This is a genomic window from Sphingopyxis sp. (assembly GCF_965279755.1).
Lineage (GTDB): Bacteria > Pseudomonadota > Alphaproteobacteria > Sphingomonadales > Sphingomonadaceae > Sphingopyxis.
On sequence record NZ_OZ257261.1, the window covers coordinates 3,263,011 to 3,288,737 of the forward strand.

Sequence of the window (25,727 nt, forward strand, 5' to 3'; positions counted from 1 at the left end):
TTCGTCAGGGTTTCAGCGCGTCATTGAGAAACGCGACGACCTTCGGCCAGGCATCGGCGCGCGCTTTGGCGTTCGCGCCAGGTGTGCCGCCGCCACGCGGATCGTCGCGCGGCTCAGCGGACGCTCCGCCAAGGTCATGACCGGCCTCGGGATAGATCAGCGCTTCGGTATCAAGCCCTGCCGCCTTTCGCGTGGCGACAATATTGCGGGCCATCCGCCCTGAATTCCACAGATGGTCCTCGTCTCCGGCAACGAGCATCAGTTTGCCGTGATAGGCCTCGACCGGAATGCGTGCAGCAGCTTCGCGGTCGGGATGATCGGCGCGACCATTCTCGTGAATCGCGCGAAGGTCGGCCTTTGGTCCCAGCTGAAGACCTTCGACGAACCCGCGATAGGGCATGAAGGGCAGGGGCTTGCCGTCGAACGAAAAGGACGAGCGCGTGCCTTCGGCCGCTACCGTTTCAAGACCCCAGCCTTCCCAGACCAGATCGGACGGGGCATAGGCGACGACGGCCTTGATCCACGGGTAGCGGCTCGCGGCAATCAGCGCGAACTCGGAGCCCTTGGATCCGGCGAAGATCCCGATTTTGCCGGTGTCGACACCCGGCATTTTTGACAGCTCGGCCCTGAGGGTGCCAAACTGGTCGACGCGAATGTCGATAAAGCTTCCCGGAAGGTCCGTAAATTCGGGCGGCGGTCCATAGCTGCCCCAGTTCGGCGAATAATAGGGCAGGCTGACTGCGGCATAACCAAGCCGTGCCAGGATAGGTCCGAACCGCTTGCCAGCGCCATCGCCGCCTTCGGCGCCCGGAAGGATTACGAGCACGGGGCGGGCGTCCTTGCCGGGCAGGCGATAGATGCGTGCGTGCGGAAAGCCCTCGATCTCGTGCTCCTCAATGGCCACCGAAGCCGGCGAGGTTTGGGCCTCCGTGGTCGTGGCGGGCGTCGCGAGCGCCAGCAAGGGTGCAGCGAAGATCGAAAGGATCATAGGGCCTCCTGTTGCCTTGCTGTTTTAGTGAATTAATACAGCAAGGCAACAGCTATCGCTCACTTCTCGTAAATGAACTCGCGATAGCTATCCATCAGCGAGGCCCAGGTGTTGAAGGTCTCGCCGATATTCTCGCGCGGGATGCCGGAGAAATCGACGTCCACGTCCATCTCCAGCACCGGATCGCCCTCATCGTCGCGATAGGCGCGGGCAAAGCGCTTTTCCTTGTTCCATTCGTTGAGCCGCTCGAACGACACATTTTTCGCATCGTTGAAGCCCATGTAATATTGCAGCGTCTTGCAATTCTTGTTGTCGTCGCAGTTCATGAACAGGATCAGGAATTTGAGCCCGTTGCGCGTGCTCTCGATATAGGGATCGTCGCCGGCCTTGGTGACCAGCGTGGCGGGCCAGCCCTGCGACTCGACGATCGCCTTGATCGTCGCGGGGTTTTTCGCATTGACCAGCTCGGCATGGGCCGGCGTGGCGGAAAATACGAGCGCGGCTCCCAAAGCCAGCGCAGCCCGGACGGAAAAATTACGCATAGGATATCCCCAGTATAAAGCAGGCGGAAACGCCCCGAATGCCGACCCGTAAGGACGGCGTAACACAGCGATAGCGGGCCCGACCAGCGCTCCTTATGCTTTTGGTCACAACGGCAACGAATTTCCTGCCCGCGGTGCTTGCGGGGGGCGGCTGACTGGCCTAAAGCGCCCGCAACAACGGGTGGCAAACACCTTAAAACAGACTGCGAGCTCCCATGGTCGACCTGACGCAATATCTGCCGATCCTGATCTTTCTGGTCATCGCCGTTGGCCTGTCCTCGGCCTTCGTATTCCTGCCTATGGGCGTTGCCCGTCTGACCGGCGCGCACAAGCCCGACCCGGCAAAGCTCAGCGAGTATGAATGCGGTTTTCCTGCATTTGAAGACGCGCGCAGTCAGTTCGACGTGCGTTTCTACCTCGTCGCCATTCTCTTCATCATCTTCGACCTCGAAGCGGCCTTTCTTTTTCCCTGGGCGGTGAGCCTCAAGGAAATCGGCTGGGCCGGCTGGGCCACCATGATGATCTTTCTTGCCGAACTCGCGATCGGCCTTGTGTATGCGTGGAAAAAAGGCGCGTTGGATTGGGAATGAATACTTCCAGCATCATCATGCCCGGCCAGATGCCGGTCGCCCCGGGAACGAACCCGGATCAGGGCTTTTTCGACGACCTCAACAGCGAAGTCGGCGACAAGGGTTTCCTCGTCACCTCGACCGAGGATCTGTTCAACTGGGCACGCACCGGCTCGCTGTGGTGGATGACCTTCGGTCTCGCTTGCTGCGCGGTCGAGATGATCCACGTCAATATGCCGCGCTACGACATGGAACGCTTCGGTGTGGCGCCGCGCGCATCGCCGCGCCAGTCGGACGTGATGATCGTCGCGGGCACGCTCTGCAACAAGATGGCTCCGGCGCTTCGCCGCGTCTACGACCAGATGTCGAACCCCAAGTACGTCATCTCGATGGGCAGCTGCGCCAATGGCGGCGGCTATTATCATTACAGCTATTCGGTGGTGCGCGGCTGTGACCGTATCGTGCCCGTGGACATCTATGTCCCAGGCTGCCCCCCGACTGCCGAAGCCTTGCTGTATGGCGTGATGCAGTTGCAGCGGAAAATCCGCCGCACCGGGACGATCGAACGCTGATGGCCAGTCCCGCTCCCCTGATCGCGCCGCGCGACGGTATCGCTCCGGCGCTGCACAAGCTGCTTGGCGGCGACCTGATCGAGCATGCCTTCACGGTCGGTGAGGACAGCATCACGGTGCGCCGCGAGGCGATTGCCGGCGTGATGGTCATGCTGCGCGACGAACTCGATTATCAGCAGCTGATGGAAATCGCCGGGGTCGATTATCCCGAACGCGCCGAGCGCTTCGAGGTCGTCTATCATCTGCTCAGCGTGACGAAGAACCATCGTCTGCGCGTCCGCGTCTGCACTGACGAAGCAACGCCGGTTCCGAGCATCGTGCCCGTGTGGCCGGTCGCCGGCTGGCTCGAACGCGAAGTGTTCGACATGTATGGCGTGCTGTTCGCGGGCAACCCCGACCTCCGCCGTATCCTGACCGACTATGGTTTCCAGGGGCATCCGCAACGCAAGGACTTCCCGCTGACCGGCTATATCGAGCTGCGTTATTCGGAAGAGGACAAGCGCGTCGTCTATGAGCCGGTGAAGCTGGCGCAGGACTTCCGCAGCTTCGACTTCCTCAGCCCGTGGGAAGGCGCCGATTATATCCTGCCGGGCGATGAGAAGGCCGGCGGCACGGGCGAAGCCCCGGGCAAGGGTGCCCCGACGCCGATGACCGCACAGGCGGTCAAGACGGCCGACGACAAGGCCGAAAAGAAAGCGCCGGCGCCGACGCCCAAGACCACCGACAAGCCCGAGCAGACGGGCGCGGGCGCGAAGACGAATCTGAAGGCCGCGAAGACGAGCCGCGACGGCGCCAAGGCGACCTCTGCCGCGAAGGCCAAGACCCCCGCGACCAAGAGCGCCGAAAAGGCGCCCGCCAAGGCAAAGGCTCCCGCGAAACCGCGCGCACCGCGCAAGCCCAAAGCAGGAGGTGACGCATGACCGACTCTCCTCAGGTCAAGCACCACGGCAGCGACATGTTCGAAGGCTATCCGGTCGATACCGCGGACACCGCGGGCGATCAGGCGGTCACCAACTACACGATCAACTTCGGCCCGCAGCACCCCGCGGCGCATGGCGTGCTGCGCATGGTGATGGAGCTCGACGGCGAAATCATCGAGCGCGTCGATCCGCACGTCGGGCTGCTGCATCGCGGCACCGAAAAGCTGATCGAATACAAGACCTATCTGCAGGCTTTGCCCTATTTCGACCGGCTCGACTATTGCTCGCCGCTCGGTATGGAGCACAGCTATGTCCTCGCGATCGAGAAGCTGCTCGATCTCGAAGTGCCCGACCGCGCGCAATATCTGCGCACGATGTTCGCCGAGCTGACGCGCATCTGCAACCACATGCTCAACATCGGGTCGCACGTCATGGACGTCGGCGCGATGACGCCGAACCTTTGGATTTTCGAGCTGCGTGAGGATTGCCTCAACTTCTTCGAACGCGCCTCGGGCGCACGCATGCACTCGGCTTATTTTCGCCCGGGCGGCGTCCATCAGGATGTGCCGGAAAAGCTGCTCTATGACATCGGCCAGTGGTGCGAAACGCGGCTACCCAAGCTGTTCGGCGACGCGATGAGCCTGGTCATCGACAACCGTATCTTCAAGCAGCGCAACGTCGACATCGCGACGGTGAGCAAGGAAGACGCGCTGGCCTGGGGTTTCTCGGGTCCGATGATCCGCGGCAGCGGAATCGCATGGGATCTGCGCAAGTCGCAGCCCTATGACGCCTATGCGAAGATGAACTTCGACATTCCCGTCGGAACGCGCGGCGATTGTTATGATCGCTTCATGGTCCGGGTGCAGGAAGTCTATCAATCGGCGCGTATCATCCTGCAGTGCATCAACGAGATGCCGACCGGACCGATCGCCAGCCTCGATCGGAAGGTCGTGCCGCCGAAGCGTGGCGAGATGAAGCAGTCGATGGAGTCGCTGATCCATCACTTCAAGCTTTATACCGAGGGTTTCCACGTTCCCGCGGGTGAAGTTTACGTAGCGACCGAAAGCCCGAAGGGCGAATTCGGCGTCTACCTGGTCAGCGACGGCACCAACAAGCCGTACCGCTGCAAGATCCGCCCGACGGCGTTCAGCCATCTCCAGGCGATGGACTTCATGTGCAAGGGCCATATGCTCGCCGACACGACCGCGATCATCGGCGCGATCGACGTCGTGTTCGGGGAGTGCGACCGGTGAGCACCCTTCTGGTCTTGGCTGCGATGGCGTCACAAGGCGCAACGGAAGCGCCGATCAGCGCCGAAACCACGGCCCGCAAGTTCGTGGCCGCCGTCACGCGCGGGATCGATCCGGTCGGCGCGGGCATCGTTCCCTCTTTGACGCCAGAACAGTCAACGCAACTGAAGGCGCTTCAACCCTGTAAATTCAGCCTGCTTGGAACAAGCACGAAGCAGCGCACACGCATCCTTTGGCAATGCGGCGCTGGCCGTGATGAAAAAGCGTGGATGACCCAACTCAGTTTCACAGACGCGTCAATCACCTCGGTCGAAATCGAACCGTTGGTGAAGCGCCCGATGGCACGGTGACAAATGGCTGACGCACCCCAAATTCCCGATGAGGCCGAAGTCCGCGCGCGCTGGGGCGCTTTTGCGTGGACCAAGGAAAATGCCGAGCAGGCGAAGATCGTCATCGCGCGTTATCCGGCGGGGCGTCAGCGCTCGGCGGTGATGCCGCTGCTCGACCTTGCGCAGCGTCAGGTCGGTGCCGAGACGCAGACGCAGGGCTGGCTTCCCGTGCCGGTGATCGAATATGTCGCGGCCCAGCTCGATATGCCGTTCATCCGCGCCTATGAGGTCGCGACCTTCTATACCATGTACAATATGGCGCCGGTCGGCCGCTATCACGTGCAGGTCTGCGGGACGACGCCGTGCCTGCTGCGCGGCTCGGACGACGTTATGGCGGCGTGCAAGAACCGTGGCATGACCAAGGGCAAGACCACGCCCGACGGCCTGTTCACGCTGACCGAAGTCGAGTGCATGGGCACCTGCACCAACGCGCCGATGGTCCAGATCAACGACGATAATTACGAAGACCTTGATTACGACAGCACGGTTCGCCTGCTCGACGATCTTGCCGCGGGCAAGACGCCGAAGGCCGGTACGCAAAATGCCAAGCGTCACACCAGCGAGCCCGAAGGCGGCCCGACGACGCTGAAAGAGATGGTCAAGGCCAACCATGATTACCGGAAGGACTGGTGATGGACCTGCAAAAGATTCTTCACCTGATCATATTGCTCGTCTTCGTGATCGTTGCGTGCGTAGTGATGGCGTTCGCGGCAAAGGTCGCGATCAACGTGGCGCAGATCGCGCTGGTCGTTGCGATCGTTCTCGCGATCTATTTCGCGGGTGAACGCCTGTTCGGAAAGGGGCGCCGCTGATGCTCGCCGACAAGGATCGCATCTTTACCAATCTCTATGGCTTCCAGCCGTGGAACCTCAAATCCGCGCAGGCGCGCGGCGATTGGGACAAGACGAAAGACCTGATGAAGCGCGGCCAGGACGCGATCATCGAGGAGATCAAGGCGTCGGGTCTGCGTGGCCGTGGTGGCGCAGGTTTTCCCACGGGGCTCAAGTGGAGCTTCATGCCGAAGGAGCCGCGGGCCGACCGCCCCAGCTTCCTCGTCATCAACGCCGATGAATCCGAGCCGGGTTCGTGCAAGGACCGCGAAATCATCCGCCACGATCCGCACAAGCTGATCGAAGGCGCATTGATCGCGGGCTTCGCGATGCGCGCGCGCGCCGCGTACATCTATATTCGCGGCGAGTTCATCCGCGAGGCCGAAACGCTCTTCGCGGCGGTGCAGGAGGCATATGACGCCGGCTTGCTCGGCAAGAATGCGGCGAAATCGGGTTACGACTTCGACGTCTTTGTCCATCGCGGCGCTGGCGCGTACATTTGCGGCGAAGAAACCGCGATGATTGAAAGCCTCGAGGGCAAGAAGGGCCAGCCGCGCCTCAAGCCGCCGTTCCCGGCAGGCGCAGGCCTCTATGGTTGTCCGACGACAGTGAACAATGTCGAGAGCATCGCGGTCGTCCCGACGATCCTGCGACGCGGCGCATCGTGGTTTTCGTCCTTCGGGCGCGAAAATAACAAGGGTACCAAGCTCTTCCAGATCTCGGGCCATGTCGAACGCCCGTGCGTCGTCGAGGAAGAGATGGGCATCACCTTCCGCGAGCTGATCGACAAGCATTGCGGCGGCATTCGCGGCGGCTGGGATAATCTGCTCGCGGTGATCCCGGGCGGCTCGTCGGTCCCGCTTGTTCCCGCGGCCGAGATTATGGACGCGCCGATGGACTTCGACGGGCTGAAGGCCGTCGGTTCGGGCCTCGGCACCGCTGCCGCGATCGTGATGGACAAGTCGACCGACGTTGTGCAGGCGATCAGCCGTATTAGCTATTTCTACAAGCATGAAAGCTGCGGCCAGTGCACGCCGTGCCGCGAGGGCACCGGCTGGATGTGGCGCGTGATGGAGCGGCTGCGCACCGGCGACGCCGACATCAGCGAGATCGACACGCTCTACGACGTCACCAAGCAGGTCGAAGGCCACACCATCTGCGCGCTCGGCGATGCCGCCGCATGGCCGATCCAGGGCCTCATCAAGCATTTTCGACCCGAAATCGAACGCCGCATCCGCGAGAATGGCGGAGTGATGGAGGCAGCCGAATGAAGACGAAGCTTCTGGTTCTGCTTGCCGGCACGACGCTGGCGATCTCTCCCGCCATGGCGCAGCGCGAAGTCAATGCCGCCAACGCCAATCCCCAGGACGCGATGGTCCGCGCCGATGCCGCGCGCGGCAGGGACAAGGCCGAGGATACGGCGCCCGAGATCGAGCCGATCGCCGCGCAGGCGATGTATAATTTCGCGGGCTGCGTCGTCGAACTCAATAGTGCCGGCGCGACCAAGCTGCTCGCGAAGGATTATCGGAGCAAGGAATATCAGGACGATATTCGCAAGATTTCAAAGGGTCATGATCGCTGCATCACGCCCGGCGGCAGGCTCAGCTTCGGTGGTCTCATATTCGCGGGCAATCTGGCCGAACATCTGCTGACCGGCAAATTTACCGGCCCTGCGCTGGCGACCGAACTCGGGCGTGACCGTACGGCTACCCCTATCGCCGCGCGCAGCACGACCGAGGCGATTTCGCTGTGCGTAGTCATGCGGGCGCCGGGTGAAAGCGCCGCGCTGTTTCGCACGGAAGTCATGAGTGACGCCGAGAAGGTCGCAATGCAGGCGCTTGCGCCGCAGCTGTCGGGTTGCATCAAGGAAGGAACCCAGTTCCGGACCAATCGTCCCGGACTGCGCGCCTTGCTTGCTCTGGCGTCCTATCGCCTCGCGGTGACGAGCGCGGATGGTGCAGCAGGATGATCGCGCGCCACGCCTCTGTCTTTGCAGCGCTTTTGGCCTGCGCGGCGGCTATGTCCGCGATGGCGAAACCCGCCAGCGGCGGCATGCAGCCCGAAGCACAGATCGGCACGCGCTTCCTCAAGAAGCCGACCGAGGTCAATCCGCGCGAGGCGGGGATCGAGCGCAAGAATTTCGGACGCTGCGTCTATAGCCGGCTTCCCGACCGGGTCGACAAGCTGCTCGAAAACAGCGATCCCGAGGGGATCGAATATTTCGGGGCAGGCGAGAGCCAGGAACGCTTCTGGCAGGCGATCGGTAAGGATAATTTCTGCGGCGGGCTGAACTCGGCCGTGTCCGAACGGCGCCAGCTCAGCATGTCGAACAGCGCCTTCCGGTCGCTGATGCTCGAGGAAGCCTATCTCGCGCGCTTCAAGCAGGTTCCGGCGATGCCGGCGGATGCGACCGAAGCGGCGAACCGCCGCTACATGACCGAGGGCGCCACCACGGCGCGCTCGCTCGGCCTGTTCGCCGACTGCCTGGTGTTCCGCGACACCGCGGGCGCCGATGCGTTGCTTCGGACCATGCCGGGCAGCGATGAGGAAAAGCAGGCGGCACGCGCCATGGCGCCGTCGCTCGGCGCCTGTCTGGTGCGCGGGCAGACGCTGTCGCTCAACACGGCAAATGTCCGCGCGTTCGCAGCGGATGGTCTCTGGACCCGGTTCGCCCGGGGCATGAAGGGAGCATCTGAATAATGCGCCCACTGGCAATTTTCGCGGCCACTTTATTGGGCACGTTCGCGATCATCCCGGCAGCGCTGGCGCAAAGTACGGGAACGCGTATCGGTCCTTCGCCTGCCCAAGTTCCGGACAGCGGATACGGGACCAAGGATGATCAGGCGCGGGTGGCGATGTATCGCTACGCGGAATGTGTCGTGGACAGCGGCCGAGATCGTGTCGAGCTGTATTTGGCGACTTTCCCGGGCTCCAAGGCGGCGCACAAAAGCGCAAACTCGCTGGCCGTGGACAGGTGCCTTTCGACCGGCGAGATGCGATTTAGCGAATCCCTGTTCCGCAGCGGTGTTTATGACGTGCTTTACCGGAAGAAGTTTCTGAAGGACGGACCGGTCGACTTTGCCGCAATTCCGGCAATCGACTATGCGGCAGGCGAAGACATCAAGGCCAATGGCACGGCGCAGTCGCGTGTTGTTATTCGTCAGATCGCCGACTGCACGGTGCGCAAGGCGCCACAAGAATCTCGGGTGCTCGTCTTGAGCGCGGTGGCGAGCAAGAGCGAAAGCACAGCCTTTACCCAGATCGTACCGGCGATGAGCGGCTGCGTATTTGAAGGATCCGAATTGAACTTTTCCAAATCCGTCCTGCGCGGCGTGATCGGAGAGGCACTTTATCGGCTATCGGTCGGCGCTAGTCAGCCGATGATAGCAGCCAAGGACTGACGATGCCTAAAGTAACCGTAGATGGCGTAGAACTCGACGTCCCGCAGGGCGCGACCGTCTTGCAGGCTTGCGAGATGGCGGGGAAGGAAATTCCCCGTTTCTGCTACCATGAACGTCTGTCGATCGCCGGCAATTGCCGCATGTGTCTGGTCGAAGTCGCGCCGGGCCCGCCGAAGCCGCAGGCGAGCTGCGCGCTGCCTGCTGCCGAAGGCCAGATCATCAAGACCGACAGCCCGATGGTAAAGAAGGCGCGCGAAGGGGTGATGGAGTTTCTCCTCATCAACCACCCGCTCGACTGCCCGATCTGCGATCAGGGCGGCGAATGCGATCTTCAGGACCAGTCGGTCGCCTATGGCCGCGGCGCGTCGCGCTATGACGAAAACAAGCGCGCGGTGACCGAGAAATATATGGGGCCGATCGTCAAGACGGTCATGACCCGTTGCATCCAGTGCACGCGCTGCGTCCGCTTTGCGGAGGAAGTTGCGGGCGTCGAGGATATCGGCGCGATCTATCGCGGCGAGAATATGCAGATCACCTCCTATCTCGAACGCGCGGTTGCGAGCGAACTCAGCGGCAATGTCGTCGATCTGTGCCCGGTCGGCGCGCTGACGTCGAAGCCCTATGCGTTCGAAGCGCGTCCGTGGGAGCTCGCCAAGACGCTCGGCGTCGACATGATGGACGCGGTCGGCACCAACGTCCGCATCGACGCACGGGGGCGTCAGGTTCTGCGCGTTCTGCCGCGCGTCAACGATGACGTGAACGAGGAATGGGCGAGCGACAAGACCCGCCACCATGTCGACGGCCTGATCCGCCGCCGTCTCGACCGTCCGTTCGTCCGCAAGGACGGCGCGCTCGTCGAAGCCAGCTGGGCCGAAGCCTTCGCCGCGATCAAGGCCGCGAAGGCGGGTTCGTCGGTCGCAGCCGTCGCGGGCGATCTTGCCGATTGCGAAACGATGTTCGCGGCCAAGGCGCTCGTCACCGCGCTCGGCGGCACCCTGCTCGAGGGGCGCCAGACCGGGCTCGATTACGACGTCACCAGCCTGTCGGCGGTCAATTTCAACACCACGATTGCCGAGGCCGAAAACGCCGACGTGATCCTGCTCGTCGGCACCAACCTTCGCTGGGAAGCGCCGCTGATCAACACGCGCATCCGCAAGGCGGTGTGGAAGAAGGGCGCGAAGGTCTTCGCCATCGGCCCCGAAACCGACCTCACCTACAAGACCGAGTGGCTCGGCGACGACGCCTCGCTGGTCGCGAAGCTGCCACAGCATGTTGCCGACGCGCTGAAGGGCGCCGAGCGGCCGATGCTGATCTTCGGCGGCGGCGCGCTGTCGGTGCCGGGCGTCCATGGCGCCGGCCTCGCGCTCGCCAAGGCGGTGAATGCGGTCAAGGATGGCTGGAACGGCTTCAACGTTGTGCATTTCTCGGCCGCACGCATGGGCTCGCTGATGCTCGGTTACGGCCTGCCGGGCGGCATCAAGGACGTGATCGCCGCCAAGCCGAAGCTCGCCTTCTTCCTCGGCGCCGACGAGGTCGATTTCTCGGCCTTCGCCGACACGTTCAAGGTCTATGTAGGCCATCATGGCGACAAGGGCGCGCACGCCGCCGACGTCGTCCTGCCGGCGGCCGCGTGGACCGAAAAGGATTTCACGACGGTCAACACCGAAGGCCGTGTCCAGCGTAGCGAACGCGCGGTGTTCGCGCCGGGTGACGCGCGCGAGGACTGGAGCATCTTCCGGGCACTCGCCGATGCGCTCGGCGTCAATGTCGGTTTCGACAGCTTCGCCGAATGCCGCGCGGCGATGATCGCCGCAGTGCCGGCGCTCGGTGTCGAGGGCATCGCCGATTACGGCTGGACGGTTCCCAAGCTGCCCGCAAAGCCCGAAGCGCGCGCGATCCCGTCGCCGATCAAGGATTTCTACCTGACCAACGCCATCTGCCGCGCGTCGCCGACGATGCAGCGCTGCTCGGATGAACTGATCCATGGCGCCGATTATGCGGAGGCCGCGGAATGACCGAGTTTTTCCAGCGGATGATGCTCTACGTCCCGTTCAAGGGATGGGTGGACATGGGCCTGTCCTATGAGGCGGCGTGGGCGCTCGCGACCATTTGCGGGATCCTGCTGATCGCGTTGCCGCTGATGCTCGCGGTCGCGATGATCATCTATGCCGACCGCAAGATCTGGGCCGCGATCGCGCTGCGCCGCGGTCCGAACGTCGTCGGTCCCTTCGGGCTGCTGCAAAGCTTTGCCGACGGCTTGAAGGTGTTCCTGCAGGAAACGATCATCCCGTCGGGCGCGAACCGCGGCCTGTTCCTGATCGCGCCGATCATCACCTTCACCGTCGCGTTGATGGCGTGGGCGGTGATTCCGTTCAATTCGGGGGCGGTGCTTGCCGACATCAACGTCGGGCTGCTCTACATCCTCGCGATCTCGTCGCTCGGCGTTTATGGCGTGATCCTGTCAGGCTGGGCGTCGAACTCGAAATATCCCTTCTTCTCGGCGCTCCGTGCGTCGGCGCAGATGATCTCCTACGAAGTCTCGATCGGTTTCATCCTGATCGGCGTCGTGCTGTTCGCCGACAGCTTCAACATGAATGACATTGTGAAGGCGCAGGGCGGCGATGGAGCGGCGCTTGGCTTGTTCCAGGGCTTTGGTTTCTATCCCATCCTCTTCCCGCTCGCGGTGATGTTCCTGATCTCGTCGCTTGCCGAAACCGCGCGCGCGCCTTTCGACCTGACCGAGGCGGAATCGGAGCTCGTCGCGGGGTATCAGACCGAATATTCGTCGATGAGCTTCGCGCTCTTCTGGCTCGGCGAATATGCAAACGTTCTTTTGATGTGCACGCTCAACGCGGTGCTCTTCTGGGGCGGCTGGCTGCCTCCGCTCGATATCCCGATCCTCTATGCGGTTCCGGGCATCGCCTGGCTGTTCGCGAAGATCCTGTTCTTCTTCTTCGTCTTCAGCTGGGTCAAAGCCACCGTCCCGCGCTACCGCTATGACCAGCTGATGCGGCTGGGCTGGAAGATATTCCTGCCGATCTCGCTCTTCTGGGTCTTCCTGATCTCCGGTTATCTGATGCTGACGAGGTATTCATGAGTTACGTTGGACATCTCGTCAAAAGCTTCACCTTGTGGGAGTTCGTGAAGGCGCATGCCCTCACGCTCAAATATTTCTTCAAGCCCAAGGCGACGATCAACTATCCGTTCGAGAAGAACCCGCTGTCGCCGCGTTTCCGCGGCGAGCATGCGCTGCGTCGCTATCCGAACGGCGAGGAACGCTGCATCGCGTGCAAGCTGTGCGAAGCGGTGTGCCCGGCGCAGGCGATCACGATCGAGGCCGAGCCGCGCGAGGACGGTAGCCGCCGTACGACGCGCTACGACATCGACATGACCAAATGCATCTACTGCGGCTTCTGCCAGGAAGCGTGCCCGGTCGATGCGATCGTCGAGGGGCCGAACTTCGAGTTCGCGACCGAAACGCGCGAGGAGCTGCTCTATGACAAGGCCAAGCTCATCGCCAACGGCGATAAATGGGAACGCGCGATCGCGGCGAATCTTGCCGCCGACGCGCCCTATCGATAAGGGCGCGCGCACATGATTCAGCTCATTGCCTTCTATCTTTTCGCAACGCTCGTCATCGCCTCCGGCGCGATGGTGATCTTCGCGCGCAACCCGGTTCACAGCGTCATGTGGCTCATCCTCGCCTTCTTCAACGCGGCGGGACTGATGCTGCTCGTCGGGGCCGAATTTATCGCGATGCTGCTCGTCATCGTCTATGTCGGCGCGGTCGCGGTATTGTTCCTCTTCGTCGTGATGATGCTCAACATCGATTTCGCCGAACTGCGCGCCGGTTTCGTCCGCTATCTGCCGCTCGGCGCGCTCGTCGCGATCATCCTTGCGGCCGAACTGGTCTTCGCTGTCGGCGCGTGGAAAGCCGGCGGCGTCGATCTGGCTGCCCGCGCGGCGCCGGCGTCGACCGACACCAGCAATATCCAGCAGATCGGCGAGCTGCTCTACACGCGCTACATCTTCCTGTTCGAGGCGGCGGGTATCGTCCTCCTCGTAGCGATGATCGGCGCAATCGTGCTGACGCATCGCCAGCGCGGCGGCGTCCGCGCCCAGAATATTTCGCAGCAAGTGCGTCGCCGTCCGGAGGATGCGACGCGCCTTGTCGATCCGGGCGTCGGGCAGGGGATGGAACTGTGATTTCGGTCGGCCATTATCTCGCCGTTTCGGCGGTGCTCTTCACGCTCGGCGTGCTCGGCATCTTCATCAACCGCAAGAATATCATCGTCATCCTGATGGCGATCGAGCTCATCCTGCTGGCCGTGAACATCAACCTCGTCGCGTTCAGCGCGGCGCTGGGCGATCTTGTCGGGCAGGTCTTCTCGATGTTCGTGCTGACCGTCGCTGCGGGTGAGGCCGCGATCGGTCTTGCCATTCTCGTCATTTACTTCCGCGGCCGCGGCACCATTGCCGTCGACGATGCCAACCGGATGAAGGGGTAAACCGGTGATCCAGGCGATCGTTTTCCTGCCGCTCCTAGCGGCGCTTGTCGCGGGCCTCGGCCAGCGCGTCATCGGCAATGTGCCGTCGAAAATCATCACCACGGGCGCGCTGTTTACCAGCTGTGCGCTCAGCTGGCCGATCTTCCTGTCGTTCGTGGGCGGAAGCGGCGAAGCCACGGTGACCCCGGTGCTGCATTGGGTTTCGTCGGGCGCGCTCCATTTCAACTGGGAACTGCGCGTCGATACGCTGACCGCGGTGATGCTCGTCGTCATCACGACGGTGTCGGCGCTCGTCCACCTGTATAGCTGGGGCTATATGGAGGAAGACCCGGACCAGCCGCGCTTCTTCGCCTATCTGTCGCTCTTCACCTTCGCGATGCTGATGCTCGTGACCGCGAACAATCTGGTCCAGATGTTCTTCGGCTGGGAAGGCGTCGGCCTCGCATCCTATCTGCTTATCGGATTCTGGTACAAGAAGCCGAGCGCCAATGCCGCGGCGATCAAGGCGTTCGTCGTCAACCGCGTTGGCGATCTTGGTTTCATGCTCGGTATCTTCGGCACCTTCCTCGTCTTCGGTACCGTCTCGATCCCTGAAATCCTGGCGGCAGCGCCGGGCATGGCGGGCAGCACCATTACCTTCATGGGCATGCGTCTCGACACGATGACGATCCTCTGCCTGCTGCTGTTCATCGGCGCGATGGGCAAGTCGGCGCAGCTTGGCCTGCACACCTGGCTTCCCGACGCGATGGAGGGCCCGACGCCGGTGTCGGCGCTGATCCACGCCGCGACGATGGTCACCGCGGGCGTCTTCATGGTCTGCCGCCTGTCGCCGATGTTCGAGACTGCACCGGTCGCGCAGGGCGTCGTGATGTTCGTCGGCGCTGCAACCTGCTTCTTCGCCGCGACCGTCGCGACGACGCAGTGGGACATCAAGCGCGTCATCGCCTATTCGACCTGTTCGCAGCTCGGCTACATGTTCTTCGCGGCGGGCGCGGGCGCCTATGGCGCGGCGATGTTCCACCTGTTCACGCACGCCTTCTTCAAAGCGCTGCTGTTCCTCGGTGCCGGCTCGGTCATCCATGCGATGCATCATGAGCAGGACATGCGTTACTATGGCGCGCTGCGGAAACGTATCCCGATCACCTTCTGGGCGATGATGCTCGGCACACTGGCGATCACGGGGGTCGGTATTGCGGGCGTTGCGGGCTTCGCTGGCTTCTATTCGAAGGACGGCATTCTCGAGGCCGCCTTTGCGAGCGGCGGTGGCGGCGTGATCGCCTTCTGGGTCGGCATCTTCGTGGCCTTCCTCACCAGCTTCTATTCGTGGCGCCTCGTCTTCCTGACCTTCTATGGCAAGGCGCGCTGGGAACAGAGCGAGCATATCCAGCACGCGGTGCACGACGATCACGGCCATGACGACCATGCACACGCCGCGCATGACGATCACCATCATCATGATGTGCACGGCGATGGCACCGCAGGCTATCGCCCGCACGAAAGCCCGATCAGCATGCTGATCCCGCTCGTCGTGCTGTCGATCGGTGCGGTGTTCGCGGGCATCGCGTTCCACCACCAGTTCATCTACCCCGAAGAGGGCATGGCGTTCTGGAAGGGAAGCCTCGCGTTCGACGAGCATCTGATGCACGCCGCGCATGAAGTGCCGCTGTGGGTCAAATGGACGCCGTTCACGGTGATGGCGATCGGCCTGTTCCTCGCGTGGAACAGCTATATCCGCAACACCACGCTTCCGGCGAAATTCGTGGAGCAGTTCAAGCTGCTGCACCAGTTTCTGTACAATAAATGGTATTTCGACGAGCTCTATAACATCCTCTTCGTGAAGCCTGCCTTCGCGATCGGCCGCTTCTTCTGGAAGCGCGGGGATGAAGGCACCATCGACCGCTTCGGTCCCAATGGTGTCGCGGCGCTCGTCCAGGGGGGCACGCGGCTCGCGGTCCGGCTGCAATCGGGTTATGTTTATGGATATGCGTTCGTGATGCTGCTTGGTCTCGTCGGCCTCGCCAGCTGGGCCATGGTGAAGTTCCTGTGAGCGGTATTCCCATCCTTTCGCTGATGCTGGCGGTCCCCGCGATCGCCGCCATCGCCTGCCTCTTTACCGGAGACCGCAACGCGCGCTTCGTTGCGCTCGGCGCGACGCTCGTGAACTTTGCCCTTGGCATCGTCATGTGGGCGGATTTCGACGTGGGCGGCGCGCAGTGGCAGTTCCAGGAATTGCATGAGGGGCTTTTCGGGCCCTTCAACTATGCCCTCGGCATCGACGGCATGGCGCTGATGCTCATCCTGCTCAGCGTCTTCCTGATGCCGCTGTGTATCCTCGCGAGCTGGGAAGCGATCACGAAGCGCGTCGGCCTCTACATGGCGATGTTCCTCGTCATGGAGACGATCATGATCGGCGTCTTCGCGGCGCAGGATCTGCTGCTCTTCTACATCTTCTTCGAAGCCGGCCTGATCCCGATGTATTTCATCATCGGCATCTGGGGCGGGGCGAACCGCATCTATGCGGCGTTCAAATTCTTCCTCTACACACTGCTCGGCTCGGTGCTGATGCTCATCGCGATGATCGTGATGATCCGCGAAGCGGGAACGACCGATATCCCGACGCTGCTCGTCTATAATTTTCCGCCGGAAATGCAGACCTGGCTGTGGCTTGCCTTCTTCGCCAGCCTTGCGGTCAAGATGCCGATGTGGCCGGTCCACACCTGGCTTCCCGACGCGCACGTTCAGGCGCCGACCGCAGGTTCGATGATCCTGGCGGGCGTGCTGCTCAAGATGGGCTCTTACGGTTTCATCCGCTTCATGATGCCGATGTTCCCCGACGCCTCGGCGCAGCTCATGTGGATCGTCTTCGGCCTGTCGATGGTTGCGGTCGTCTACACCAGCCTTGTCGCGCTGGTGCAGAGCGACATGAAGAAGCTGATCGCTTACTCGTCGGTCGCGCACATGGCGATCGTCACGGCGGGCCTCTTCGCCTTCAACCAGCAGGGTATCGAAGGCGCGCTGATCGTCATGCTCAGCCATGGTGTCGTGTCGGCGGCGCTCTTCTTCTGCGTCGGCGTGATCTATGACCGGCTACACACGCGCGAGATCGACCGCTACGGCGGCCTCGCGGTGAACATGCCGGCCTATGCGATCTTCTTCATGCTGTTCACCATGGCGTCGATCGGTCTGCCGGGCACCAGCGGTTTCGTCGGCGAGTTCCTGAGCCTGCTCGGCATTTATGAAGCGTCGAGTGTCGTCGCCTTCGTCTGCACGACCGGCATCATCCTCGGCGCCGCCTATATGCTCTATCTCTATCGCCGCGTCGTGTTCGGCGAGCTGACCAAGGACGATGTCAAGGCGATGTCCGATATCAATCCCCGCGAATGGGCGATCTTCGTGCCGCTGGCCGCGGTCGCGCTGTGGATGGGCGTTTATCCCGAAAGCTTCCTTGCACCGATGCGCGGTGACGTGACCACGGTGGTCGCGCGCCTCGCGCCGGCAAAGCCCGCCGGTGACGCGCATCTGAAGGCCGGCAAGGCGAAGCCTGCGGCGGCGGAGCATGGCGAACATGGTGCCGCCGCACCCGAAGCCCATCATGCGGGAGGCGTCCAATGACCGCCGACCTGATGCTCATCTGGCCCGAGCTGATCCTGACGATCGGCGGGCTGATCACCCTTATGCTCGGCACCTTCCTCGGCGACCGGAACGTTGGCGCGTACCAGCTTTCCGCGATGCTGACGCTCGCGGGTGCTGCGGCGGCGGTCGTCGCGCTGTTCGGTGTCGATACGACGGTCTTTTCGGGAATGCTGTCGGTCGACAGCTTCGGCGGCTTCGCCAAGCTGATCATCTATGCCGCCAGCTTCCTCTGCGTGCTGATTGCGCCGCGCTTCTTCAAGGACGGTATGCGCGCCGAATATCCGGCGCTGATTCTGTTCGCCGCGCTCGGCATGGGGATCATGGCCTCGGCGCGCGACCTGATGACGCTCTATGTCGGGCTCGAACTCAACAGCCTTGCATCCTATGTGCTCGCGAGCTTCATGCGCAGCGACGAGCGGTCGAGCGAAGCGGGCCTCAAATATTTTGTCCTCGGCGCACTTGCATCGGGCATCCTGCTCTATGGCATTTCGCTGCTTTATGGTTTCACCGGAACGACCGATTTCGCCGGCATCGCCAAGGCAGTCGGCGGCGAACTGAACATCGGCCTGATCTTCGGGATCGTCTTCGTCGTCGCGGGCCTCGCGTTCAAGATCAGCGCCGTGCCGTTCCACATGTGGACGCCCGACGTCTATGAAGGCGCGCCTACTCCGGTGACGACCTTCTTCGCCACCGCTCCCAAGGTGGCGGCGATGGCGCTGATGACGCGCGTCGTGATCGGCGCGATGGGCCCTGCGATCGACGCGTGGCAGCAGATCATCATCTTCCTCGCGCTTGCCTCGATCATTCTCGGGGCGGTCGGCGCGATCGGGCAGAAGAATATCAAGCGCCTGCTCGCCTATTCGTCGATCAACAACGTCGGCTATATGCTGATCGGCCTTGCGGCGGGAACGCAGCAGGGCGTCGAAGCGATCCTGACCTATCTGCTCGTCTATGTCGTGACGACGATCGGCAGCTTCCTGATCGTGATGCAACTGCGCGACGATCAGGGCGATCAGGTCGAAAGTATCCCGGCGCTGGCTGGCTATTCGCAGCGTCGTCCGGGGCTTGCCGCGGCACTCGCCGTATTCCTGTTCAGCCTTGCCGGCATTCCGCCACTCTTCGGCTTCTGGCCGAAATTGCTGGTGTTCCAGGCTGCGGTGGACGCGAACCTCGTGCCGCTGGCGGTTGCAGGTATCGTCGCTTCGGTGATCGGCGCCTATTATTATATCGCGATCATCAAGACGATGTACTTCGACGAAAAGTCGGACACCGAATTTCCGAAGGGAACCGGCACGGTTGCCGAGGATGCCATGATCACCGCGAGCGCCTTGTGGCTGTCGGTCATCGGCTATCTCTTCATCGGCGTGCTGGGGGCACTTTCCGCCAGCGCGGCGGCGGTGCTGTTCTGATCCCGCCGATCGAGCGGATCCAGCAGACCGGTTCGACCAACGCCGACCTGCTGGCGCGGCTGGCAGGCGGCGAGCATGTCGGCGAGGGCCACTGGCTCGTTGCCGACCGCCAGACCGCCGGGCGCGGGCGCCTCGGCCGTGCCTGGGGCGACGGGCAGGGCAATTTCATGGGCTCGACCGTCGTCCGGTTGACCGCGAGCGACCCGTCGCCCGCGACGCTGGCGCTTGTCGTCGCGGTTGCGCTGGCGAAAGTGGTCCGGGTTTTCGCGCCGTCGGTGTCGCTGCAGCTCAAATGGCCGAACGACCTGCTCGTCGACGGTGCCAAATGCTCGGGTATTCTGCTCGAACGGAGCGGCGATGCGGTCGTCGTCGGCATCGGGGTCAATCTCGCCTCGGCGCCCGATCTGCCCGACCGCCCGACCTTTGCCTTTGCGGACGCGGGCATCGCGATCGAGCGCGACCGCTTCGCCGAAGCGCTGGCGATCGCGCTGATGGATGCACTGTGGACCTGGCGACAGGAGGGTGTCGGGAGCATCGTTCGCGCCTGGCTGCCGCTCGGCCATCCGGTCGGGACACCGCTCCACGTGTCCGAACAGGGGATCGACGGCGTCTTCGACGGGCTGGAGCCCGATGGCGCGCTGCGCTTGCGCCGCGCCGACGGGACGGTCATGCTAGTTCATGCGGGCGACGTCGAATTGCGCCGACCCGTGGAGGGGAACTGAGATGCTGCTCGCGGTCGATGTCGGCAATACCAACGCCAAATTCGCTCTGTTTCGCGGCGGCGAGCTGCTCACGCGCTGGCGCATCGCGACCGACGACCGACGGACCTGCGACGAATATGCGGTGTGGCTTGACCAGCTCATGCGGATCGAGGGCTATGACCGTGCCGACGTCGGTGCTGTGATCATCTCGACCGTGGTGCCGCGGGCGCTGCACAATCTCCAGCTTCTCGCCGTCAAATATTTCGGCGTCGACGCGCTCGTCGCCGGGCGCGAGCCGGTAAGCTGGGGCATCGCGCTGAAAGTCGACGAACCGCAGTCGGTCGGCGCCGACCGCGCGGTCAACGCGATCTCGGCGCAGGCGGTCGAGCCCGGCCAGGACAAGCTCGTCATCAGCTTCGGCACCGCGACGACGCTCGACCATATCGGCCCCGACGGCGCCTATCTCGGCGGTATCATCGCACCCGGCGTCAATCTGTCGCTCGAGGCGCTGGTCGCCGCCGCCGCCAAATTGCCGCGCATCGCGATCGAGGCACCGGCAACGAACAGCGTCATCGGACGCACGACCGAAAGCCAGATGCTGATCGGCGTCTATTGGGGCTATGTCTCGATGATGGAGGGCCTGATCGCGCGCATGAAGGCGGAGATCGGCAAGCCGCTCACCGTGATCGCGACCGGCGGTCTTGCGACCCTGTTTCAGGAACAGGCCCATCTGTTCGACCGCATCGAACCCGATTTGACGCTCAACGGGCTGATGCATCTTTATAACCAACGAAAGCCAACAATATGACGACTCCGGGCAAGGAGCTGATTTTCCTCGCATTGGGAGGATCGGGCGAGATCGGCATGAACGCCAATCTCTATGGCTGTGACGGCAAATGGATCATGCTCGACCTTGGCGTGACCTTCGGCAGTCAGGACTATCCGGGCATCGAGATCGTGATGCCCGACCTTGAATTCATAGAGGATCGCAAGAAGGATCTGCTCGGGATCGTGCTGACGCACGGGCACGAGGATCATATCGGCGCCATCCCCTATCTCGCCGCCGACCTTGGCGTGCCGCTCTATGCCAACCGCTTCACCGCCGGCCTGATCGCGCACAAGCTGGCCGAGGAAGGGCTGGAGAAGGAGGTCAAGATCAACGTCGTCGACATCGACGAAAGCTTCCGGATCGGCCCCTTCGGCATTCGCCTGATGCCGCTCGCGCACTCGATCCTCGAAATGAGCGCGGCGGTGATCGATACGCCTTATGGCCGCGTCTTCCACACCGGCGACTGGAAGCTCGATGAAGATCCGATCCTCGGCACGCCGTCAAGTGCCGCGGCGCTGACCGCGGTCGGCGACGAAGGCGTCGATTTCCTCGTCTGCGATTCGACCAACGCCTTCAACGCGCAGGCGTCGGGTAGCGAAGGCAGCGTACGCGATGGTCTGCTCGCGGCGGTCGGCGCGGCGAAGGGCAGGGTGGTCGTCACGACCTTCGCCTCGAACGCGGCGCGGCTTGCAACGCTGGGCGCGGTTGCGAAGGCGACGGGACGCACCCTGTGCGTCGCGGGACGCTCGCTCGACCGCATCCTCGGCGTCGCGCGCAGCGTCGGCTATCTCAGGGATTTCCCGCCGACGGTCGATTTCGACGAAGCAATGCGGCTGCCGCGGAACAAGGTGATGGTGGTCGCGACCGGCGGGCAGGGCGAAGCGCGTGCGGCGCTCGCCCGCATGGCGGCCGACAGTCACCAGATCAAGCTGGAGGCGGGCGATACGGTGGTCTTCTCGTCGAAGCAGATCCCGGGTAACGAGGTTGCCATCGGGCGGATCATGAACCAGCTCGCCGCAAAGGATGTGCTGACGGTCACCGAGAAGCAGGCGCATATCCACGTCAGTGGTCATCCGGGGCAGCCCGAACTCGCCGCGCTCTACGGTTGGTTGCGGCCGAAGACTGTCGTGCCGGTGCATGGCGAAATCCGCCACATGCACGAGCAGGCGCGCTTTGCGCTCGAAACGGGCGTACCGAACGCACTGGTGCAGGAGAATGGCGATCTCGTCCATCTCGCTCCCGGCAAGCCGCGGATCGTCGAGCGCGTTCGCTCGGGCCGCCTGATCCTCGACGGCGACGTGATCCTTCCCGCCGATGGCGAGACGATCAACGAGCGCCGCAAGCTGTCGCTGCATGGCCAGATCTCGGTCGCGGTGGTGCTATCTAAGGGCAAGTTCCAGGGCAGCACGATCCAGTATCGCGGCGTGCCGGTCGAGGATGACCGCGAAGCCTTTCTCGAGGAAATGAACGAGGCGGCCGAAAAGGCCGTGACCGGCCCGGCGCGCGACCGTGATGCGCTGAAAGAGTCGATCCGCCTCGGTGTCCGCCGCATCGCGACCGACTGGACCGGTAAAAAGCCCGTCACCGACGTGCTGATTGTGGACATCTGACCGATGAAATGGACCTCCGCCCTCGCGATCTACACGCTCTTCTGGTGTTTCAGCGCCTTCTTCGTGCTGCCCTTCCACGGCCGCCGCGCCGAAGACGACGAAACCCCGCTGGTGAAGGGACAGGATATCGGCGCGCCCGCGACGTTTCGTCCCAAGCGCATCCTGCTGCAGATGACCATCGTCGCGAGCATCGGCTTCGTGCTCTACTATATCGCCTATGTGAACGGCTGGGCCGACCCCGATGTGCTGAGCGGGCGGGCCTGATTTAAGCTGCGTACCTTCAGCGACTGCATTGGGGTGGGGAGCGGACGGGCTGGTTCCGTCCCCAAGACTTGATAATATGTCGGAATGGACACCATAGACCCACAAGCTATCAGGGATTCACTTCTTGCTCGGGACGTGATCTTGAACCCGCCCGCAACAGAAGATGTTATTGCACAGCTAAATTCTTGGGCTGGCGGGAGGCTTCACTCCCATGTTGCCCAAATGCTGCGAGAGTTCGACGGTTTTTCTGATTGGGATTATGAAGGAAAATCCTTCGTTTCCGTATGGCCCGTCGAAAAGGCATTGTCAGACGATTGGACCCGGCGGCCACTGTTGGCATTCTCTGACTGGTCCATAAATGCGATGATTTTTGGCTTTGATCCATCGTCTAATGGACCAATAATCAGTATTGAAGATGCTTCTGTAGTCGCTCCAACCTACGCTGAATTCTGGCTCCGGCTGCTCTCTGATAGCCTATTTCAAACCAAGTGACCGAAGCGTCCGCAATCGGTCGAAAGCCGTCATATCGACGGGGCCCGCCAAACAGGGAAGCTATCACCCCCGCAGGCGGTCGATCGCTTGCGCCAGCGCGACATAAAGCTTGCCGATATCCGACGACAGCAGGGTCACGCTGATCGCCGATCCGTCGCGCGCGCCGATCAGCAGGCGTAGCATCGCTTCGAAATCGTGAATGAACTGGTTCACCGATGCGTGGAAGCCGTCGTCATTCTGATAGAGGCGCAGGATTTCCTTGGCCTCGCTATTCTCGACCAGCTTGACCGCGCGCCGCGCGAAGACGCCGCGGTCGCCCTTCAGATAAGCGTCCCACGCGGTATCGCTGACCTCGCTCGACAGGATCTTGGTCATGTCTATCGCGGTCGATTTCAGCGCTTCGGTGAGGACGCCGACCTGCTTTGCCAGCGAGTCGCGGTCGGACGCGGCGATCGCCTGTTCGGCCTCCAGCGCGCGCTGTTCGACGCTGGCGCTGGTATCCATGATCGTGATGAGCTGGCGCATCAGGCGGTCGGCGGCGCCATTCGCGGCCTCGACCGCGCGCTGCGAGGCGTCTTCGATCGCGGCAAGCTGTGCCATGATCTCGGTCTTGAACGCGGCGTCGATCGCTTCGGTTGCGGTGGCCTGCATCGCCTCGCGAGCGCCGGCGACAAGCTTGTCGAGCGTCTGGCGTGCTTCCTCGGCGGCGGAATCGGCGGTCGTGCGAACTTCGCCCAGCGTCGCGATCATCCGCGCGCCGCCCTGTTCGGCAAACTCGTCGGCGCCACTCCGCAGGCGGGCTAGCGCCGTGTCGGCGTCGGCGAGCGAGGCGCTGATCCGGTCGGCGAGCGCCTGCTGGCCTTCGGCGTGCGAGGCCATCTTGTCCTCGTTCGCCTGCAAGGTCGATTTGACTGCGTTGACGTGCGACAGCGTCGATTGCGCGACCAGTTCGGACGCTTCGAGCATCGGCTTCATCTGGGCGAGGGCGGTCTGCGTCGTCTTGCCGTGCGACGTCATCCGGTCGAGCGCGTGCGGCAGCGTTTCGTCGAGTTCGCGCGTTACGGCATCAAGCGCGAGAAGCAGCGATTCGGCCTGCGTGATGAGCTGATGCGTCGAGCCATTGCCGCTCTGCACCTCGGCCATGAACGCTGCGAGCTGACCCTTGGTGTCCTCGATCGCGCGGCCGATGACGCCCGTGCTGGCCGAAACGCTGACATCGAGAACTTCGAGTTGCTGGCCGATCTCCGACACATGCGTCGCAATGCGCGTCGCAAGCGCTTTGCTGGCTTCGCCATGCGCGCTGATCTGGACGCCCATTGCGTCACCCGCTTCGCGTGCAGCAGCAAGTCGCGCATCGAGCTGGGCCGCCGCAGCATCGACGCTGTCGCGAAACTGGCGCCAGGTGCCGTCCATCTGGCCGGTGACCGTCGCAATGGTCGCCTTGAGATCGTCGCGCGCCGTTGCCGACGCCTGCGTCATCTGCGCCAGCGCCACGCCATGCGCTTCGGCTGCCTGCGCCGACGCGGCTGCTACGCCGGCTTCGACGTCCTTCGCCTGCTGCTGCAGCGTGCTCATCGCTTCGCTGAGGCCCGCGGCCGATGCCTCGCCCGTCTGTGCCGCCTTGCCGGCTTCTTCGGAAAGGGCGGCAAGCCGGGCTTCCAGATTCGCGCCCTGCTGATGCGCGACGAGACCGGCTTCGCGGAAATTGACCGCAAGGCGCTGCGCGACGTCGTCGATGCGTGGCAGCCCGGCGAGCAGGCCGTCCATCCGCTGCATCGCGACGTCGCCCGACCGCGCAAGCTGGTCGTGCGCGTTGGCAATGACCGACGCGTTGGTTGCGAGCTTGTCGCTGCTTTCGTTGAGGCGTGTCACGGCGTCGAGGCCGAGCTGCTGGACCGTGCGCGCTTGTTCGGAGAGCTGGCGCTGCGCGTCGGCCAGATGGTCCGCCAGCGCGCGCATCGACTGGTTGAGCGCGAGATTCTCTTCGCGGAGCGCGCCGGCGACCTGTGCAAAGCGCGCCTGCTCCGAGCGGCCCGAGCGGAGGACCATCATCCACAGCAGCGCGAGCAGGGTAAGCGGAACCGCAATCGTCGCGACCAGCGCAGGCCAGTCGGCGAGCGCCGGCGCGCGAGCAAAGCCGGCCGTCGCGGCAAAAACCGCAAAGGCTGCCCAGCCGAGGCCAAGCAGGATCAGGAGGGCAGGGACGAACCGGTCACGCGCGCCGGACAAATCCTTGTCCGCGGCGATTTCATAGTCTTCGGTCGCGGCAAGCGCCGACATATCGAGCCAATCCCGTTCCGGCGCCGCAGCGGGTTCCGGCTGCGCCACGACTTCGGGCGCGGGCGCCTCTGCCTGCGCCGCGTCTTCCGGCTTTGCTGCGGAATCCCGCCACAATCCGACGATCTTCTTTTCCCCCGTCATCCCGTCATCTTAGCATCAAATGCCGTCCATGAAACGGAAACTTAACCACGCCATGCCAAGGCTGTGGAATGTCGTTCGATAGCGGACCCCTTGACCGGTATATCAGCGCCACGGTTGGCGACGATCCCGTCGTTGCGCGCGAACTGCGCGCCAGCTTCGCCGCCGGTGCGCGCGAGCTTGCCGACCTGATGCGGCGTGCGCGCTGCGATGCGAACTGGCATGTCGCCGCCGAGCGATTGAAGAGCCTTGCAGCAACCTTCGGCATCATTCCGCTGATCCAGATGGCGGAAACCGCGATGGACGGGGCGCCCGGCGATCCGGCGATTCTTCGCGACATCAACGCGGCGATCGACAGCCTCGCCTGACCCGAACCGGGTTCAATCGCCGTTCAGCCGGCGC

Annotated in this window: 28 protein-coding genes; 25 read left to right on the forward strand and 3 right to left on the reverse strand. The window is 63.1% G+C overall.

Annotated features, from left to right (window positions below; all coding sequences use genetic code 11):
* Positions 1-4: 4 nt before the first annotated feature.
* Both ACQY80_RS16125 and ACQY80_RS16130 read right to left on the reverse strand, forming a co-directional pair.
* The gene (locus ACQY80_RS16125; RefSeq protein ID WP_428681642.1) at positions 5-988 is read right to left on the reverse strand and encodes an acyl-CoA thioester hydrolase/BAAT C-terminal domain-containing protein; all 984 of its coding nucleotides are present in this window, start codon (positions 986-988) and stop codon (positions 5-7) included.
* A gap of 59 nt (positions 989-1,047) precedes the next feature.
* Complete coding sequence (locus ACQY80_RS16130) at positions 1,048-1,530, reverse strand: YbjN domain-containing protein (RefSeq protein ID WP_428681644.1); 483 nt, start codon at positions 1,528-1,530, stop codon at positions 1,048-1,050.
* Positions 1,531-1,745: 215 nt separating this feature from the next.
* Between ACQY80_RS16130 and ACQY80_RS16135 the strand changes: the two genes are divergently transcribed.
* The 24 genes from ACQY80_RS16135 to ACQY80_RS16250 all read left to right on the forward strand — a co-directional run bounded on the left by ACQY80_RS16135 (position 1,746) and on the right by ACQY80_RS16250 (position 22,907).
* Positions 1,746-2,120 (forward strand): NADH-quinone oxidoreductase subunit A, encoded by a 375-nt coding sequence (locus tag ACQY80_RS16135; protein ID WP_428681646.1) that lies wholly within the window; start codon positions 1,746-1,748, stop codon positions 2,118-2,120.
* Between the two features lie 17 nt (positions 2,121-2,137).
* Positions 2,138-2,671, forward strand: a complete 534-nt coding sequence (locus ACQY80_RS16140) for a NuoB/complex I 20 kDa subunit family protein (RefSeq protein WP_428685899.1) — start codon at positions 2,138-2,140, stop codon at positions 2,669-2,671.
* Complete coding sequence (locus ACQY80_RS16145) at positions 2,671-3,591, forward strand: NADH-quinone oxidoreductase subunit C (RefSeq protein WP_428681648.1); 921 nt, start codon at positions 2,671-2,673, stop codon at positions 3,589-3,591. The genes ACQY80_RS16140 and ACQY80_RS16145 overlap by 1 nt, the downstream gene beginning before the upstream one ends.
* A gap of 35 nt (positions 3,592-3,626) precedes the next feature.
* Positions 3,627-4,844 (forward strand): NADH-quinone oxidoreductase subunit D, encoded by a 1,218-nt coding sequence (locus tag ACQY80_RS16150; RefSeq protein WP_428685901.1) that lies wholly within the window; start codon positions 3,627-3,629, stop codon positions 4,842-4,844.
* Positions 4,841-5,191: a hypothetical protein gene (locus ACQY80_RS16155; protein ID WP_428681650.1), complete on the forward strand. Its 351-nt coding sequence runs from the start codon at positions 4,841-4,843 to the stop codon at positions 5,189-5,191. The genes ACQY80_RS16150 and ACQY80_RS16155 overlap by 4 nt, the downstream gene beginning before the upstream one ends.
* Before the next feature lie 3 nt (positions 5,192-5,194).
* Complete coding sequence (locus ACQY80_RS16160; protein ID WP_428681652.1) at positions 5,195-5,863, forward strand: complex I 24 kDa subunit family protein; 669 nt, start codon at positions 5,195-5,197, stop codon at positions 5,861-5,863.
* Entirely contained in the window at positions 5,863-6,042 is a 180-nt protein-coding gene (locus ACQY80_RS16165) for a hypothetical protein (RefSeq protein ID WP_428681654.1), read from the forward strand. Before ACQY80_RS16160 ends, ACQY80_RS16165 begins: the two co-directional genes overlap by 1 nt.
* The gene (gene nuoF / locus ACQY80_RS16170; RefSeq protein WP_428681656.1) at positions 6,042-7,331 is read left to right on the forward strand and encodes an NADH-quinone oxidoreductase subunit NuoF; all 1,290 of its coding nucleotides are present in this window, start codon (positions 6,042-6,044) and stop codon (positions 7,329-7,331) included. Before ACQY80_RS16165 ends, nuoF begins: the two co-directional genes overlap by 1 nt.
* Positions 7,328-8,029: a hypothetical protein gene (locus ACQY80_RS16175; protein ID WP_428681658.1), complete on the forward strand. Its 702-nt coding sequence runs from the start codon at positions 7,328-7,330 to the stop codon at positions 8,027-8,029. The genes nuoF and ACQY80_RS16175 overlap by 4 nt, the downstream gene beginning before the upstream one ends.
* Positions 8,030-8,088: 59 nt before the next feature.
* A complete protein-coding gene (locus tag ACQY80_RS16180) occupies positions 8,089-8,760 on the forward strand; it encodes a hypothetical protein (RefSeq protein WP_428681660.1) in 672 nt (223 codons plus the stop codon).
* Positions 8,760-9,461, forward strand: coding sequence for a hypothetical protein (locus ACQY80_RS16185; RefSeq protein WP_428681662.1), 702 nt, complete (start codon positions 8,760-8,762; stop codon positions 9,459-9,461). The genes ACQY80_RS16180 and ACQY80_RS16185 overlap by 1 nt, the downstream gene beginning before the upstream one ends.
* Before the next feature lie 2 nt (positions 9,462-9,463).
* A complete protein-coding gene (gene nuoG / locus ACQY80_RS16190) occupies positions 9,464-11,476 on the forward strand; it encodes an NADH-quinone oxidoreductase subunit NuoG (RefSeq protein WP_428681664.1) in 2,013 nt (670 codons plus the stop codon).
* The gene (gene nuoH / locus ACQY80_RS16195; RefSeq protein ID WP_428681666.1) at positions 11,473-12,558 is read left to right on the forward strand and encodes an NADH-quinone oxidoreductase subunit NuoH; all 1,086 of its coding nucleotides are present in this window, start codon (positions 11,473-11,475) and stop codon (positions 12,556-12,558) included. Before nuoG ends, nuoH begins: the two co-directional genes overlap by 4 nt.
* Positions 12,555-13,043, forward strand: coding sequence for an NADH-quinone oxidoreductase subunit NuoI (gene nuoI, locus ACQY80_RS16200; protein ID WP_428681668.1), 489 nt, complete (start codon positions 12,555-12,557; stop codon positions 13,041-13,043). Before nuoH ends, nuoI begins: the two co-directional genes overlap by 4 nt.
* Before the next feature lie 12 nt (positions 13,044-13,055).
* On the forward strand, positions 13,056-13,667 hold the full coding sequence (locus ACQY80_RS16205) for an NADH-quinone oxidoreductase subunit J (protein ID WP_428681670.1): 612 nt from the start codon (positions 13,056-13,058) through the stop codon (positions 13,665-13,667).
* On the forward strand, positions 13,664-13,969 hold the full coding sequence (nuoK, locus tag ACQY80_RS16210) for an NADH-quinone oxidoreductase subunit NuoK (protein WP_003051614.1): 306 nt from the start codon (positions 13,664-13,666) through the stop codon (positions 13,967-13,969). The genes ACQY80_RS16205 and nuoK overlap by 4 nt, the downstream gene beginning before the upstream one ends.
* 4 nt (positions 13,970-13,973) lie before the next feature.
* Positions 13,974-16,016 (forward strand): NADH-quinone oxidoreductase subunit L, encoded by a 2,043-nt coding sequence (gene nuoL, locus ACQY80_RS16215; protein WP_428681672.1) that lies wholly within the window; start codon positions 13,974-13,976, stop codon positions 16,014-16,016.
* A complete protein-coding gene (locus tag ACQY80_RS16220; RefSeq protein ID WP_428681674.1) occupies positions 16,013-17,581 on the forward strand; it encodes an NADH-quinone oxidoreductase subunit M in 1,569 nt (522 codons plus the stop codon). The genes nuoL and ACQY80_RS16220 overlap by 4 nt, the downstream gene beginning before the upstream one ends.
* Positions 17,578-19,011 carry an NADH-quinone oxidoreductase subunit NuoN gene (nuoN, locus tag ACQY80_RS16225; protein ID WP_428681676.1) on the forward strand — a complete coding sequence of 478 codons (1,434 nt, stop codon included), beginning with the start codon at positions 17,578-17,580 and terminating at the stop codon, positions 19,009-19,011. The genes ACQY80_RS16220 and nuoN overlap by 4 nt, the downstream gene beginning before the upstream one ends.
* Entirely contained in the window at positions 18,933-19,733 is an 801-nt protein-coding gene (locus ACQY80_RS16230; RefSeq protein ID WP_428681678.1) for a biotin--[acetyl-CoA-carboxylase] ligase, read from the forward strand. The genes nuoN and ACQY80_RS16230 overlap by 79 nt, the downstream gene beginning before the upstream one ends.
* 1 nt (position 19,734) lies before the next feature.
* Entirely contained in the window at positions 19,735-20,520 is a 786-nt protein-coding gene (locus tag ACQY80_RS16235) for a type III pantothenate kinase (protein ID WP_428681680.1), read from the forward strand.
* The gene (locus ACQY80_RS16240) at positions 20,517-22,151 is read left to right on the forward strand and encodes a ribonuclease J (protein WP_428681682.1); all 1,635 of its coding nucleotides are present in this window, start codon (positions 20,517-20,519) and stop codon (positions 22,149-22,151) included. Before ACQY80_RS16235 ends, ACQY80_RS16240 begins: the two co-directional genes overlap by 4 nt.
* 3 nt (positions 22,152-22,154) lie before the next feature.
* On the forward strand, positions 22,155-22,415 hold the full coding sequence (locus ACQY80_RS16245) for a DUF1467 family protein (RefSeq protein WP_428681684.1): 261 nt from the start codon (positions 22,155-22,157) through the stop codon (positions 22,413-22,415).
* Positions 22,416-22,499: 84 nt separating this feature from the next.
* Entirely contained in the window at positions 22,500-22,907 is a 408-nt protein-coding gene (locus tag ACQY80_RS16250; protein WP_428681686.1) for a hypothetical protein, read from the forward strand.
* Positions 22,908-22,970: 63 nt separating this feature from the next.
* On the opposite strand, the gene ACQY80_RS16255 is transcribed toward ACQY80_RS16250, so the two are convergent.
* A complete protein-coding gene (locus ACQY80_RS16255) occupies positions 22,971-25,328 on the reverse strand; it encodes a hypothetical protein (RefSeq protein WP_428681688.1) in 2,358 nt (785 codons plus the stop codon).
* Between the two features lie 68 nt (positions 25,329-25,396).
* Between ACQY80_RS16255 and ACQY80_RS16260 the strand changes: the two genes are divergently transcribed.
* Positions 25,397-25,693 (forward strand): Hpt domain-containing protein, encoded by a 297-nt coding sequence (locus tag ACQY80_RS16260; RefSeq protein ID WP_428681690.1) that lies wholly within the window; start codon positions 25,397-25,399, stop codon positions 25,691-25,693.
* The last annotated feature ends 34 nt before the right edge of the window (positions 25,694-25,727 follow it).